Source organism: Rhizobium sp. RHZ01, assembly GCF_014851595.1.
GTDB lineage: Bacteria > Pseudomonadota > Alphaproteobacteria > Rhizobiales > Rhizobiaceae > Rhizobium > Rhizobium altiplani.
The window spans coordinates 18,531-32,411 of sequence record NZ_JACUZZ010000027.1 but is presented as its reverse complement, the minus strand read 5'-3'; the positions used below and the strand labels follow the sequence as shown (position 1 = coordinate 32,411).

The following is a 13,881-nucleotide window of genomic DNA, read 5'->3' as shown; positions in this document are numbered from 1 at the left end:
CGCCAGTGGCCGTCGAAACCTTGAATGAACCGCGGATCGGAATACCCGCGGCCACGTTGCCGCGGCTCAATGTTGCGACCGCCACAAAGATCCGTCGGCTTCGGCCGCTCCGTCTGATCCAGTTGGTTCTGGCGGTCACCTTCCTTGCTTTTATCACCAACGCATTCGCCCGTGCGGCGATCGATTGGTCGGTTGTGCGGGAATACTTGTTCGCATCGACCACGTTCATCGGCCTGGGCTTTACGATCCTCATGACCATCGTCGCAATGTGCAGGAGTCGGTCCATGACAAGGTGGTGCAGATCGCCGCGCGCGTTGGGCGCAAGGCTTCGGTCGTCAATCCGGCGGAGGAGGGCGGCCACATCGGGGCGCTCGTCAGCGACATCCAGTACGGCCGCGTTCAGACCCTGATCAAGGCCGGCATTGCCGAGGGCGCGCGTTCTCGTCGGTGGCGCCGGCAAGCCCGCGGGCTTCGAGAAGGGTTATTTCGTCAAACCGACGATCTTCGCCGACGTCAACAACGGCATGCGCATCGCCCGCGAGGAGGTCTTCGGACCGGTGCTCGCCATCATGCCGTTCGAGACGGAAGAAGAAGCGATCGCGATCGCTAACGACACCAACTATGGTCTTGCTGCCTACGTCCAGACCGGTAACCGGGAACGCGTCGCCTCGCGCCTCCGTGCCGGCATGGTCCACATCAACGGCGGCCCGCACCGCTACGGCAGCCCCTTCGGAGGCTACAAGCAATCGGGCAACGGCCGCGAAGGCGGCATGTTCGGGCTGGAGGACTTTCTGGAAGTGAAGACGGTTCATTGCCCGGATGAGGCTTAGGGCTCGCCTTGGTGTGCGCCTTTGCCACTGCGTCGTCCATTGAGAGTCTGAAAGTGGCGTCACGGCGTCTCCGATGTCGAAACGGCACACGCCTTCAGCAGCCGCGTGTCTCTCTCCGGCCGCGTGCTGCCAAAAACGGTGCTACGTCCGGCAAGCGTGGAGGCGGTCTCAACCGTCCTTGCCATCTGCAACCGCCATCGTCAGAGCGTCGTGCCTCAAGGTGGGCTGACCGGCCTTGCCGGCGGCGGCAACGCGGCTGAGGGAGACGTCGCCGTCTCCATGGAGCGTTTTTCCGGCGTGGAAGAGATCGATGCGGCCGCGGCCACGATGACGGTCAGGGCCGGAACGCCGCTCCAGGTGGCGCAACGCGCCGCCATGGGAGCGGGCTTCCTTCTGCCGATCGATCTCGGCTCGCGCGGCAGCTGCCAGGTCGGCGGCAATCTGTCGACCAACGCCGACGGGCGATGCCGCTAGGGGAGGACGGCAACCACCCCATCTTGTTCGGGCCCCTGCTTCTGGGCGATGCAGAATTTGATCCGCACACTCCCTGGGGTTATCGCGACCGGTGGGCTAGCTGACGGGGAACTGCCGAAAGCCACCTAGCGCAATCACGGACGCATGTCGAAGGCATCGAAATTGCTTTCGACCCGTCAGCGATCGCGGAACATTCGGGCAGCGGCAATATGCTCTGCAGCGCATCCGGCCAATGCCACGTGGACCGGGCGAGACAGGGTTCTTTAGGTAACGTCCGGCTCCATCAAAGAACCGGTCGCCGATCTTGCCGACGATCTCGCCGTGAACCTGGGCTGAAATGCCGCAATACGCGGCGACGTTGCCCCGCAATTCTTCGGCTCAGACGATCACGTGGTGGGCGCCCTGGCTACTCCATCCGCTTGTGTGGTGCTCAGGTAAAGATCGCCAAATCGATCGCCAAACTTTTCCCACATGAGACGAGAAAACTCCAACGTGGCTGAGCGCTAGCCATTCTTGACGCTAGTCGCCCCGTTCCAACCCGGTCAGGGGTTCTTCTTCTAGAAGGCAACAACCGCAGCCGCGAACTCGTCCGGAGCTTCCCCCGGTAAGAAGTGCCCGATAGTCGCGATCACCAGTAGCGAGGCGGTGAGGCCGAATAGAAACGTCGGGGTCATGTCGAACTCCTCTGTTGTTGGTGGGGCAATCAGGCGCGGTGGTTAACCACCACCGGGTCAGGACCCGGCCGTATCGCGGACGGCGTCGATCGTCGGATGCGTGGGCCGCTCATGGGTATAGCCCGTAGGGGTGCGGTCGATCAGCAGGCTGAGCAGCTCTGGCCGGGCATAGTGGCCGCGCGCATCGACCACTTGCTTACGCCTGTCGATTCGCGAAAAGTCGAGGTCGATGACAATCTCGCCCTCGCCTTGGCGGAGGGGTTCGGCCAACAAGCTGCCATCGGGTGCGACGATGGCCGTGAAGCAACCACCCGAGATCGGCTCGATCTCGCAGCCAGTATCCTTCATGATCTGTGCCTGTTGTTCAGCGTCGAGCCAGGCAGTCGCGTTCACAACGAAGCAGCCGGACTCCAGCGCATGCTGACGGATATTGATCTCCATCTTCTGCGCGAAGGGTTCGCCAAAGCAGGACCCAGGATACATGGCCGAATGGATCTGCTCGCCGTCGGCGATCAAGGCGTAGCGCGCGAGCGGATTGTTATGTTCCATGCATGCGAGCTGTCCGATGCGGCCGACCTTGCTGTCGATGGCACGCAGGCCCGAACCATCTCCCTGGCCCCAGATCATGCGTTCATAATGGGTGGGCGTAATCTTGCGTCGGCGCTGGATTAATGTGCCGTCGGCATCGAAGAGCAATTGCGTGTTATAGAGGGTGCCGCCATCGCGCTCGTTGACGCCGATCGCCACAACCATACCCGCCTCCCGCGCCGCGTCGGCGAGCGCGTCTGTGGTCGGTGAGGGCACCGTCACCGCTTGCTCCAGCAACCGTAGAAATTCGTTGCCGTAAAGCTGCTGCCAAGGCGTTTGCACGGCGGCAAAATAGGGATAGTAGGGCACCAAGGTCTCTGGGAAGGTGGCGAACTGCACGCCTTTCCGAGCGAGCTGATGGATTTTCTGGACGACCTTTTCGACTGTTGCTTCGCGGCTATAGAGCACCGGGCTAATCTGAACGGCCGCGGCTTTGACGATGGTATTCATGATGTTCACTTTCAGTCCGGGTTTGCGCGAGTGTCTTGCTGCCCACGATGATGTCATTGGAACGAGCCGCGGATCTCCGCGATTGTTTGGCTGGGGGCCTGTAGATGCGGGTAGTGGCCGATGTCGGGAAGAAGCTTGAGGTCGGCCTGGATTCGATGTGCAAGTTCGATCCCCATTTCCTTCTTGATGTAGAGGTCTTCGCTACCCCAGACCACGGTTGCCGGTGTCCTGAGCCTCGCCAGATTCGCCTCGAAATAGTCCTGGTCGCGCGTGAACTGTGAGTAGTAGTGGTAGAAGGCGTCCACCGAGGTCATATCGCCGTGACCCCAGCCGACCGCGATATCCTCCCGGAATTCGCGCGATACTTCGTAGCGGGCTTCCTCCGGAAGGCCGCGGAAAAAGGTATTTGCCAGGATCTCCTCGCGATTTGCATTCATGAAAGCCCGAACCTGGTCGGAGGAGGGCTTCGACTTAAGCGCCTGCAAGCTTTCCCACATATAGGCTGGCCGATTGAATGGCGCGAAGTCGCCGACAATGAGCGACTTTGCGACATCAGGCTCCTCCAGCGCCAGAAGGAGGGTGGGCAGAGCACTGATGTCGGTCGCGTAGATAGTGAGCTGCGACCGATCGATACCGGAGCGATCGATGTAATTCTTCAGAACGCGCGCATAGTCGCGGGGCGCATAGCTGAACCGATCGACTTGGGGACGCGATGAGAGGCCGAAGCCCGGCCAGTCGAAAGCGTGGACTTCAAAGTCGTCTGCGAGCGCCGGCGCGACGTCCTTCCACGCATAGATGGTTTCGGGAAATCCGTGCAGGAGGAGCACCGTCCCCTTCGGATCCGCACGATGGACAACCATCCTTCGGAGCGTAATGTCAGTATCGATCGGGATGGTCCCGATATCGGTCGGCAGTCGTTTTGCGTGATGCGACATGTCATCATTCCCGTTTTTCGACAATTGCTGACTGGGCGGCCATTGCGTTTGCCCGCTGGCCGGCGTTTGGATGTTCAAGATATGCACCGCCGGGCTATCAGCCGGTAGAATGGGATTGTGAGAGTCAGCCTCTCAAATCCGATAAGCCCGTTGACTCGGGCAGCTTGCCGCAGCAGGCGGCGCGCAGCCTTGGCGCGGCAAAATCTATGAACGCTCTCACCTTCAGTGGGAGCAGCCCCTGGCGCGGATAGACGATGTGTACGGGCCGCGCCGCGCCATCATATTCGGTCAGGATTGGGACAAGCGCGCCTGACCGGAATTCGTCCTGGAGCTGATAGTCGAAAAGACGCGCGATCCCGACACCGCCCAACGCCGCCTTAAGATTGCTGGCTGCCGTGCTGACAGAAAGCCTGGTACGCGGTGCTGCGATCAGTTCCTCGCCGCTGACGTGATAGGTCCAGAATTTGGAGGGATTGCCAAAGAGGATACAGTCATGGTCAGCTAGATCGAGCGGGTGTCGCGGCGTTCCACGTCGGTCGAGATAGCGGGGGCTGGCGCAGGTCAGCATTCGATAGTCACCGACCCGGACGGCGTAGAGCGCGCTGTCGGCGAGTGGTCCGAGGCGAATGGCGATGTCTACCTGCTCCTCAATCAGGTGGACCATTCGGTCTACGGCGAGAAAGCGAACCGTGACGTCTGGATATTGGTCCATGAAAGCAAGCGCGATCGGTAACGCTATGCCCGTGCCGAATTCGACCGCAGTTGTAATTGCCAATTCGCCGCGTGGTGTCTCGTACTCGCCCGAGGCGCGCCGCTCGGCCTCCTCAAGATCAGCAATGATCCGTCGTGCCGCATCGACATAGTCCCGCCCGGCATTGGTAAGCTGGATATTCCGGCTGGTGCGGACGATGAGGCTGGTGCCGAGATGCCGTTCCAGCTCGGCCACCTTGCGACTGACGCTGGGAAGCGGCGCGTTGAGCTTGCGGCTGGCTGCCGACAGGCTGCCGGCATCGACGACCGCAAGTATGACACGCATTGCATCGAGACGATCCATGTCGCGCCCCAACCAATGGGCAAACGCCCGAGAAACACGCCTGGAAGTTCGATCGCGATCCTGAACCAAAACAGCGTCGCCGTCGATAGACTTGCGGCGATGGTTCTCCGGCAATCTGGCCAAGGTGCCGGGCGCGACTGCCACCAACGACTATCCGCGGACTGCATTTGCGAGGGTGAGGAATTGTATATATGTGTGTATTAACCCGCCAAGGACCGCGCCATTGATGCCACCGGCTGTCGGTTGCGAGCCGATCCCGACGAAGTCGCCGGTCCTTACATCGGCGGCGGATGCATTTTTGACGCCCAGCACTTTCAATCCAGATCTTATCGTGACCACAATGTCCTGGCCATCCGAGCCCTTGATCGTCAGCCTGTCGCCATCGAGGTTTTCGACAGTCCCGTGGACGCGGACCCTGTCCGCAGCATTGGCGTTGTGGATGGTCGTCAACCCGATCACTGTACCTGTGGCAAGCATGAGGGCGATCTTTCCGGGATTGGTGCGCGTCATGTTTCCTCTCCATCAGATTTGCCGCCAGGAAAACGATTGGCAAAACAATGCAGCAAAGGGAGCGTTCTTGATCGGGGGGAGCTTATCGTCCGTGCGCGTTCGCAGCCAGTCAAAGAACGGTTAGGAAAGCTGGCGGGCAGGCGGCATTTGACGCGCTGAAGTCGATGGCAACAGGTCGACCATCGGCGAGATGACGTCGGCTGGCGAGACGGCGCATGTGATCGCCGGTTTGGTCATAATCGGCGATCGGGCAGCCCACCGCCCGCGGAGTAGATGAGTAGCGGTCAGCTACTCTGTCTTTGCAGCAGGGTGAAGCGCGTATCAATCACATGTGATTTGGGGCGGCTCGAGCCGTTCATCTTTTCCAGGATAAGCCTGGCAGCTTCAGTGCCGATCAGGTCGCCGGGTGGCCTGATCGTCGTCAGTGCCGGGTTACATGCCGAACTGAAACTCAGGTCCCCAAAGCCAATGACGGAAAGCCGCTCGGGAATCGCAATGCCGATGCGCTGGCATTCGAATATGACACCAAGCGCAATATGGTCGTTCGAGCAGGCGATGGCATCTGCATCAGGATATCGCTTGATTGCTTCAGCAAGCAGCATTGCTCCAATGGCGGCACTGGCGGGCGCCGGGTGCTCCACGATCTCGGCGCTGACACCCTCTGCCTCGCGGGCGGCCTTGATAAAGCCGTCTGCGCGCAATGCGGCCCTGCGGTCTTCCTGGAGACGGGCGCCGATATAGATCAATCGCTTTCGCCCACGCTGGACAAGGTGCGTCGCTGCAGTACTTCCAACCTGTTCATGATAGAAGCCTACGGCCATGTCGATCGGCTCACCGCCAAGCTCCCACAGCTCGACAACAGGCACGTTGCTATCCTTCAACAGCCGGCGCGTCGTGGCGGTGTGCGAGAGACCGGTGAGGACAATCGCTGCAGGCTTCCACGACAGCGCCATCTTGACGAGGTTTTCCTCCTCGCGCTCGCTGTATTCGGAGTGGCCAAGCATGACCTGCAGGCGTTCCTTGCCAAGCTCGGTCTGCATGCTTGCGACCGTTTCAGCAAAGAATGCATTGCGCACCGAGGGCACGATCACGCTCACGGCGCGCGACGATGCTGCGGCAAGCCCGCCTGCCATGAGGTTGGGGACATATTTCAGCGCATCGATCGCCTCTGCGATGGCTCTGCCTGCGGCAGCCGAGACCGCATCAGGCTTGCGCAGATAAAGCGAGACCGTCGACGGCGACACGTCGGCCCTTCCGGCGACGTCCATCATCGTGACGCTTTGCATCTTGCGGCGTTGCCGCTTTATGGCTTCCATGGACTGCCTCTCGCAAAATCGTAGCGCTGCAAACTAAAATACATTGTATGTTGGAACGGTGATGCTTGCAACATGTGGCAAGCGATTAAATGAGTAAATGTACGTTTATACAGTAGGTTAAGGCACTTAATAGCGCGGCTTTATTCACAGGATTTGTTGCGTGAGGCCTGTCTGTGCTGCTGCCTCTTGATCTTCTTAAATCGTAGCGCTATGATTGCTCCATCTTTTTGAGACAGCGGTGCGCTCGATTGACATCGCGTTAGGGAGGAAATCTTGGCCTCGGTAAGTTTACGCAAGCTCGACAAGAGCTACGGCGCGCTGCGCATCGTCAAAGGTATAGACCTGGAAATCCAGGACGGCGAGTTCGTCGTTTTCGTCGGCCCGTCGGGATGCGGGAAGTCGACGACACTCAGAATGGTTGCCGGTCTTGAATCGATCACCGGCGGCGAGGTTCGAATTGGCGACCGGGTCGTCAACAAGCTGGCGCCACGCGAGCGTGATATCGCGATGGTGTTTCAGGACTACGCGCTCTATCCCCACAAGACCGTCCGTGAAAACATGGGCTTCAGCCTCAAGGTCCGCGGCATGAGCAAGGCGGAGACCGACAAGCGGATCGGTCAGGCGGCCGAGATGCTCGGAATTGGTCACCTGCTCGACCGGCGCCCAGGACAACTGTCAGGCGGTCAGCGCCAGCGCGTCGCCATGGGTCGCGCAATCGTCCGTCGTCCGCAGGTTTTCCTGTTCGATGAGCCCCTCTCCAACCTTGACGCAAAGCTGCGCGGGCAGGTGCGCACCGAGATCAAGCGGCTGCACCAGACCATTGGCACCACGATCATCTACGTCACCCATGATCAGGTCGAGGCCATGACGCTCGCCGATCGCATCGTCATTCTCAAGGGCGGTGATATCGAGCAGGTGGGCACCCCAGACGAGGTCTATAACCGTCCGGCAAGCGTCTTTGTTGGAGGCTTTGTTGGCTCTCCGGCGATGAACTTCACCAGGGCGAAGGCGCAGGGCTCCAGCCTGCATCTGCCGAATGGCGACCAGCTTCCGCTTTCGGCGATATCGGGCAATGGACTGTCCGCCGTCGACGGCCGCGAGTTTGTCGTCGGTATCCGACCCGAGCATTTCATCAAATCCCAGTCTGGTGGTTCGAGCCTGAACTGTCGTGTTCAGGTCGTCGAGCCGCTCGGATCCGATACGCTCGTTCACTTCTCCATGGGGGATGCCACCTTAACGGCGCGAATGCCGCCTGAGGTTCGTCCAACCGTCGGCGAGACCCTGACGGTCGGCATCGATCCAACGAAAATCCACCTTTTCGACGCCGCCAGCGAGCGCGCCATTCACTGACGTTCAGGCGTTTGCGCACCTGGTCCTTACGAATTTCAATGGGAGGAAAACATGAACTGCAATATTAGAGCTGCCGCTCTCGCCTGCGCCACGATCTTTAGTTTCGCGGCACCGGCACTCGCCGATACGGAGCTGAAAATCTACATTTCGAGCCAGCACCAGCCGAACGTCTGGCGCAAGGCGCTCGATCAGTACGAAGCCAAGACGCCGGGCGTCAAGGTGACGATCGAAACCGGCGGCAACACGTCGGAAGCGCAGGCGCAATACCTCAACACGGTGATGTCGGCCAAGGATTCGTCCCTAGACGTGCTCATCCTTGACGTCATCCGTCCTGCCCAGTTTGCCGCCGCCGGTTGGACCAGCGACGTCGAAGGCAAGGATCTTTCCGCCTACCTGCCGGCCTATGCCGAAGCCAACACCGTTGGTGGCAAGACCGTTGCCCTGCCGGCCTTTGCCGACGCCCAGTTCCTCTACTATCGCAAGGATCTGCTCGATAAATACGGCATCCAGCCGCCGAAGAGCTGGGACGAGTTGAAGACTGCCGCAAAGACCATCACCGACGGTGAGAAAAACCCTGAGCTCCAGGGGCTGTCGTTCCAGGGAAAAGCCATTGAGGGCGCCGTGTGCACCTTCCTGCTGCCGTACTGGAGCCAGGGCAAGGCGCTGACGAACAACGGTCGCCTGTCCTTTGATCATGATGCGGCCGTCAAGTCGCTTGCACTGTGGAAGAGCTTTGCCGATGACGGTGTTGCCAAGAAGAACGTTGCGGAAGTGGCAACCGACGACACCCGCAAGGAGTTCCAGGCCGGCAACGTGGTCTTCGCAGTAAACTGGTCCTATGCCTGGGCACAGTCACAGGGACCGGAATCGGCTGTTGCGGGCAAGGTTGGTGTCGCCCGCCTGCCGGCGATGACGGGTGGTGAATCCGCCACCTGCCTCGGTGGCTGGGAGTGGGGCGTTTCAGCCTTCTCCGCTCATCAGGATGATGCCAAGAAGCTCGTTGCCTACCTTTCGAGCCCCGAGGTTTCGAAATTCATGGCCATCAACGCATCGCTGCTGCCGACCTACGCCGATCTCTACAAGGATGGCGATGTAACCAAGGCCGCTCCCTGGTTCGCCGATGCGCTCCAGGTTGTCGAAACCGCCAAGCCGCGCCCGGTTACCCCTCGCTACAACGAGGTGAGCGAAACGATCCGCACCACCGTCAACGCTGTTCTTGCCGGCGTCTCGACACCGGAAGAGGGCGCAAGCCAGATCGAGTCGCGGCTAAAGCGCATCCTTCGCTGATCAATCGAAGGGCGGCCCCTGGTCGCCCTTCAAAAGAACCACCCGATGGACCGGAACACTTGTCATGGCGACCACAACCTCCCTCAAGATCAGCGCCGATGTCGAGCCGCGCCAGGCCGCATGGGTGCGGTGGCTGGATCTCAGTGACAGATCGCTGGCCATTCTCCTGCTTGCACCGGCAGCGCTCCTGCTTGCGCTGATCATCGTTTATCCCGTCTGCCGGCTGGCCTATACGAGCTTCTTCAGCCTGTCGCTGACATCGGGCCTGCCGGCCGAGTTCGCCGGCCTCGAAAACTACCGTCTGATGATCGACGATCCGGTCTTCTGGGAAACCACCTGGAATACCGTACTCATCACCGTGATCACCGTCCCAGGCGCCCTCATTGTCGGCCTCGGGCTTGCGCTGATGGCAAACCTGCCGTTTCGCACCCAGTGGCCCGTCCGCCTGTCGCTCTTGATCCCCTGGGCTCTTCCCCTGTCCTTTGCGGGCCTGATCTTCGCGTGGTTCTTCCATTCCGAATACGGCGTTGTGAATGATGTTCTCAACCGCGTCGGCCTGCCTGGTGTCATCTGGTTCAACTCGCCGAACTGGGCATTTGCTGCAATCTGCCTGACAATCATCTGGAAGACCTCGTCCTTCATGGCACTGATCATCCTGGCGGGCCTGCAGACCATTCCGCGTTCACTCTACGAGGCAGCCGATGTCGACGGCGCTGGACGTCTGCGCCAATTCTTCGAGATCACGTTGCCGCTGCTGAAGCCCTCGATCGTCGTCGCCCTGATCTTCCGGACGATCACGTCGCTGCAAACCTTTGATATCCCCTACATGATGACGGGTGGTGGTCCCGGCACATCGACGGCGACACTTGCCATGTACATCCACCAGAACACCGTCTCCTTCCTCGATCTCGGTTACGGCTCTGCGCTTGCCGTCGTGATGTTCGCGCTCTCCATGTGCGTCACCGCCGTCTACCTGCGCATGATCCGCACCAAGGAGTAGCGCAATGACCACCACCACCGCATCAGGTCCCGGTAGCTTTCTTTCCGGCAAGCCGCTTCGCGCAATCGCCGCCATCATCCTGCTCGTCAACGGCATGTTTCCAGCGCTCTGGATCCTGTTCACGTCGCTGAAGACGGAAGGCGAGCTGACTGCCAAGCCGATCACCTGGTTTCCGCACGCGCCGACGCTGCAGAACTACATGCAGGCCTTCTCCGACCAGCCGCTTCACCTGTTTCTGTTCAACAGTTTCGTGGTGGCGCTCCTGTCGACCGCGCTGACGCTGCTGGTCTCGGTGCTCGCGGCCTACGCCCTTGCACGCCTGAATCTGAAGCATCGCGGGCTCATTCTCGCCGCCATCATCGCTGTCTCGACATTCCCGCTGGTAACGTTGCTCGTCCCTCTGTTCGAAATCATGAGGACACTGAACCTCCTCAACACCTGGACGGCCCTGGTCCTGCCCTACACTGTGCTGAGCCTGCCGGTGTGCACGCTGATGCTGGTTTCGTTTTTCGAGGGAATTCCGCGCGATCTTGAGAGCGCTGCGATGATTGATGGCTGCACGCGGCTTGGCGCGCTCTTCAAGGTCGTGGTGCCGCTGTGCGCACCTGGCGTCTTTACCGCCGGCATCCTCGCGTTCGTCAACGCCTGGGACGAATTCCTTCTCGCCCTCTCGTTCAATTCAAATCCGCAACTTCGCACGCTTCCCGTCGGCATCCAGCTCTATCAGGGCGAGTTTGCGTTCCCGTGGCCGGTGATATCGGCGGCACTCGTGGTCGGCATCGTGCCGGTCGCCGTCCTGATCGTCATCTTCCAGGAGCGTGTGGTGTCCGGTCTGACAGCGGGTGGTATCAAGGGATGACCGGCGTGAAAGCAAAACGTGATCTTGCCGACCTGCGCAGCCAGCGCTGGTTTGCCTCCGACGACATGCGCGGTTTCGCGCATCGCCAGCGCACCCAGCAGATGGGCATGCGCCGCGACGAGTTCCTGGGGCGGCCGGTCATCGGCATCATCAATACCTGGAGCGAAATGAGCCCATGCCACGCCCACCTGCGTGACCGCGCCGAGGCGGTCAAGCGTGGCGTGTGGCAGGCCGGTGGCTACCCGGTCGAGATGCCAGCCCTTTCGGTCGGTGAGGTCATGGTAAAGCCGACCACCATGCTCTATCGCAACTTCCTGGCGATGGAATGCGAGGAACTGCTCAGATCACATCCGATCGACGGTGCTGTCCTGCTTGGCGGCTGCGACAAATCCACGCCGGCGCTTCTGATGGGCGCGATCTCGATGGATATTCCCGTCATCTTCTGTCCAGCCGGCCCGATGTCGAATGGACAATGGCGCGGAACGAAGACCGGCGCCGGTACCCACACGAAGAAATATTGGGACGAGTTGCGGGCTGGAAATATTACTCAGTCGGACTGGGTTGACCTCGAAAGCCGCATGACCCGCTCGGCGGGCACCTGCAACACGATTGGAACGGCTTCGACCATGACCTCGATCGTCGACGCCATGGGGCTAACGCTGCCTGGCGCCTCCTCGATCCCGGCAGTCGATTCTGGACATCCGCGCATGGCATCTGCCTGCGGCGTGCGCATCGTCGAGATGGTCTGGGAGGATTTGAAGCCTTCAAGCATCCTCAATCGCGCAAGCTTCCTGAATGGACTTGTCGCCTATATGGCGCTTGGCGGCTCGACCAATGCCGCCGTCCACCTGATCGCCATGGCCAGGCGCGCCGGCATTTCACTCACGCTCGACGACATGGCGGCCATGGCAGCAAAGGTTCCGGTCGCGGCCAATGTCTTCCCGTCGGGCGAGTTCCTGATGGAGGATTTCTATTTTGCGGGCGGATTGCTGGCCCTCCTGAAGAAGTTCTCACATCGGCTGGATCTTGATTGCCTGACCGTGAACGGACGCACGCTCGGTGACAACATCGCGGACGCCGAATGCTGGAACGACGACGTCATCCGCGGCGAAGACAATCCTGTCGTGCCGCTGTCGCGCGGCAAGACGCTCGAGGTGTTGCGCGGCAACCTCGCTCCGAATGGCGCCGTCATGAAATCATCGGCCGCCAATCCGAAGTTCTTGAAGCATGTCGGCCCGGCAATCGTCTTCGACAATCCTGCCGTCATGAACAAGACCCTCGATGATCCCGATCTCGACATCAACGAGGATACGGTCATCGTCCTTCGCAACGCCGGTCCTGTCGGCGCGCCCGGCATGCCGGAGTGGGGCAATCTGCCGATCCCGAAGAAACTCCTCAAGCAGGGCGTGCGCGACATGGTGCGCATTTGCGACGGGCGGATGAGCGGTACCCATTACGGCACCTGCATTCTTCATGTCTCTCCCGAGGCCGCGATTGGTGGCCCGCTTGCTTTCTTGAAGACCGGTGACCTGGTTGAGCTCGACGTTGCGGCAGGCTCCATCAACATGAGGGTCGACGAGGCGGAACTTAAACGGCGCCGTCGCGAGTGGAAGCCCGCAGCCCCCGTCTACCAGCGCTCCTTTGCCGCTCTCTACCAGCAGCATGTCAGCCAGGCAGATCAAGGGTGCGATTTTGATTTCCTGAGCGGTACGGCTGTCGTGCCGGATCCCGTCATTTTCTAAGGAAACGAGCATGAGCCTCACCAACAATTTCAAGAGCTGGATCAAAGCTGGCGAACGCACCCCGCTTGGGACATGGCTGATGGCCGCAGCCCCGTCGACGGCGGAGGCGCTTGGCTACGTCGGCTTCGACTTCCTCGTGGTCGACATGGAGCATGTGCCAATCGAAGTCTCCGACCTTGCCCAGATTCTAAGAGCCGTAGGCTGCACGCCGGCCGAACCGGTTGTTCGCCTCGCCTGGAACGATCAGGTGCTGGTCAAGCGCGTCCTTGATGCCGGCGCACGCACCGTCATGCTGCCGTTCGTCCAGACCGCCGACGAGGCGAAGGCGGCTGCTTCTTACACGCGCTATCCGCCACTAGGTGTTCGCGGTGTCGCTGCCGTTCACCGCGGCTCGAAGTTCGGCACGATCCCCGACTACCTGAAGCGGGCCAATGACCAGATCTGCACGATCGTTCAGCTCGAAACGCCCGAAGCAATCGAGCGACTGCCGGAGATCGCTGCCGTCGAAGGTATCGATGGCGTCTTCGTCGGCCCCGGCGACCTGTCGGCGGCCATGGGACACATCGGCAACATCGCACACCCCGAGGTTCAGGCGCTGATCGAGAAAGCAGCCAAAGATGCACGTTCCGCCGGCAAGCCGATCGGCATCGTCGGTCCCAATCCCGAGATGGTTCAAAGGTTTATCGGGTATGGCTACAGCTTTGCGGCAATCGCCTCCGACGTTGCCATGATGACCGGCCGCGCCAACGAATGGCTGGGTGTCCTGAACGGTAGTGCTGCTACGCCGGCATTGCCGGCAGCTGCCTATTGAG

At 60.6% G+C, this 13,881-nt stretch carries 11 protein-coding genes and 3 pseudogenes; 8 read left to right on the top strand and 6 right to left on the bottom strand.

All coding sequences use genetic code 11. The features are described from left to right. Nucleotides 1-268 precede the first annotated feature (268 nt). A pseudogene (locus tag IB248_RS23980) lies at nucleotides 269-830 on the top strand (aldehyde dehydrogenase family protein); the annotation flags it as partial. A 105-nt stretch (nucleotides 831-935) separates the two neighbouring features. After that, nucleotides 936-1,286: pseudogene (locus tag IB248_RS23975) on the top strand (FAD-binding oxidoreductase); the annotation flags it as partial. A 196-nt stretch (nucleotides 1,287-1,482) separates the two neighbouring features. Here the strand turns inward: IB248_RS23975 and IB248_RS31910 are convergent. The 6 genes and pseudogenes from IB248_RS31910 to IB248_RS23950 all read right to left on the bottom strand — a co-directional run. Beyond that, a pseudogene (locus IB248_RS31910) lies at nucleotides 1,483-1,649 on the bottom strand (adenylate/guanylate cyclase domain-containing protein); the annotation flags it as partial. 386 nt (nucleotides 1,650-2,035) lie between these two features. Continuing rightward, nucleotides 2,036-3,016, bottom strand: a complete 981-nt coding sequence (locus IB248_RS23970; RefSeq protein ID WP_169681671.1) for a carbon-nitrogen hydrolase family protein — start codon at nucleotides 3,014-3,016, stop codon at nucleotides 2,036-2,038. 53 nt (nucleotides 3,017-3,069) lie between these two features. Continuing rightward, a complete protein-coding gene (locus IB248_RS23965; protein WP_169681669.1) occupies nucleotides 3,070-3,951 on the bottom strand; it encodes an alpha/beta hydrolase in 882 nt (293 codons plus the stop codon). 124 nt (nucleotides 3,952-4,075) lie between these two features. Further along, nucleotides 4,076-5,005 carry a LysR family transcriptional regulator gene (locus IB248_RS23960; protein WP_169681667.1) on the bottom strand — a complete coding sequence of 310 codons (930 nt, stop codon included), beginning with the start codon at nucleotides 5,003-5,005 and terminating at the stop codon, nucleotides 4,076-4,078. A gap of 150 nt (nucleotides 5,006-5,155) precedes the next feature. Next, entirely contained in the window at nucleotides 5,156-5,515 is a 360-nt protein-coding gene (locus IB248_RS23955; protein ID WP_169681664.1) for a hypothetical protein, read from the bottom strand. A 284-nt stretch (nucleotides 5,516-5,799) separates the two neighbouring features. Then, nucleotides 5,800-6,831 (bottom strand): LacI family DNA-binding transcriptional regulator, encoded by a 1,032-nt coding sequence (locus tag IB248_RS23950; protein WP_246733645.1) that lies wholly within the window; start codon nucleotides 6,829-6,831, stop codon nucleotides 5,800-5,802. A 273-nt stretch (nucleotides 6,832-7,104) separates the two neighbouring features. Between IB248_RS23950 and ugpC the strand changes: the two genes are divergently transcribed. The 6 genes from ugpC to IB248_RS23920 all read left to right on the top strand — a co-directional run bounded on the left by ugpC (nucleotide 7,105) and on the right by IB248_RS23920 (nucleotide 13,880). After that, nucleotides 7,105-8,181, top strand: coding sequence for a sn-glycerol-3-phosphate ABC transporter ATP-binding protein UgpC (gene ugpC / locus IB248_RS23945; RefSeq protein ID WP_169681662.1), 1,077 nt, complete (start codon nucleotides 7,105-7,107; stop codon nucleotides 8,179-8,181). Nucleotides 8,182-8,232: 51 nt separating this feature from the next. Continuing rightward, a complete protein-coding gene (locus IB248_RS23940) occupies nucleotides 8,233-9,468 on the top strand; it encodes an ABC transporter substrate-binding protein (RefSeq protein ID WP_169681661.1) in 1,236 nt (411 codons plus the stop codon). Nucleotides 9,469-9,532: 64 nt separating this feature from the next. Beyond that, nucleotides 9,533-10,468: a sugar ABC transporter permease gene (locus tag IB248_RS23935; protein ID WP_246733644.1), complete on the top strand. Its 936-nt coding sequence runs from the start codon at nucleotides 9,533-9,535 to the stop codon at nucleotides 10,466-10,468. 4 nt (nucleotides 10,469-10,472) lie between these two features. After that, the gene (locus IB248_RS23930; RefSeq protein WP_192241781.1) at nucleotides 10,473-11,327 is read left to right on the top strand and encodes a carbohydrate ABC transporter permease; all 855 of its coding nucleotides are present in this window, start codon (nucleotides 10,473-10,475) and stop codon (nucleotides 11,325-11,327) included. Beyond that, entirely contained in the window at nucleotides 11,324-13,069 is a 1,746-nt protein-coding gene (gene araD, locus IB248_RS23925; protein WP_169681656.1) for an L-arabinonate dehydratase, read from the top strand. Before IB248_RS23930 ends, araD begins: the two co-directional genes overlap by 4 nt. Nucleotides 13,070-13,079: 10 nt before the next feature. Next, nucleotides 13,080-13,880, top strand: a complete 801-nt coding sequence (locus tag IB248_RS23920; RefSeq protein WP_169681655.1) for an HpcH/HpaI aldolase/citrate lyase family protein — start codon at nucleotides 13,080-13,082, stop codon at nucleotides 13,878-13,880. The last annotated feature ends 1 nt before the right edge of the window (nucleotide 13,881 follow it).

Excerpts from the sequence above, each read along its gene's own strand:
- IB248_RS23970 (WP_169681671.1), bottom strand. The coding sequence starts at position 3,016 with ATGAATACCATCGTCAAAGCCGCGGCCGTTCAGATTAGCCCGGTGCTC.
- IB248_RS23965 (WP_169681669.1), bottom strand. The coding sequence starts at position 3,951 with ATGTCGCATCACGCAAAACGACTGCCGACCGATATCGGGACCATCCCG.
- IB248_RS23960 (WP_169681667.1), bottom strand. The coding sequence starts at position 5,005 with ATGGATCGTCTCGATGCAATGCGTGTCATACTTGCGGTCGTCGATGCC.
- IB248_RS23955 (WP_169681664.1), bottom strand. The coding sequence starts at position 5,515 with ATGACGCGCACCAATCCCGGAAAGATCGCCCTCATGCTTGCCACAGGT.
- IB248_RS23950 (WP_246733645.1), bottom strand. The coding sequence starts at position 6,831 with ATGGAAGCCATAAAGCGGCAACGCCGCAAGATGCAAAGCGTCACGATG.
- IB248_RS23940 (WP_169681661.1), top strand. The coding sequence starts at position 8,233 with ATGAACTGCAATATTAGAGCTGCCGCTCTCGCCTGCGCCACGATCTTT.
- IB248_RS23935 (WP_246733644.1), top strand. The coding sequence starts at position 9,533 with ATGGCGACCACAACCTCCCTCAAGATCAGCGCCGATGTCGAGCCGCGC.
- IB248_RS23930 (WP_192241781.1), top strand. The coding sequence starts at position 10,473 with ATGACCACCACCACCGCATCAGGTCCCGGTAGCTTTCTTTCCGGCAAG.
- araD (WP_169681656.1), top strand. The coding sequence starts at position 11,324 with ATGACCGGCGTGAAAGCAAAACGTGATCTTGCCGACCTGCGCAGCCAG.
- IB248_RS23920 (WP_169681655.1), top strand. The coding sequence starts at position 13,080 with ATGAGCCTCACCAACAATTTCAAGAGCTGGATCAAAGCTGGCGAACGC.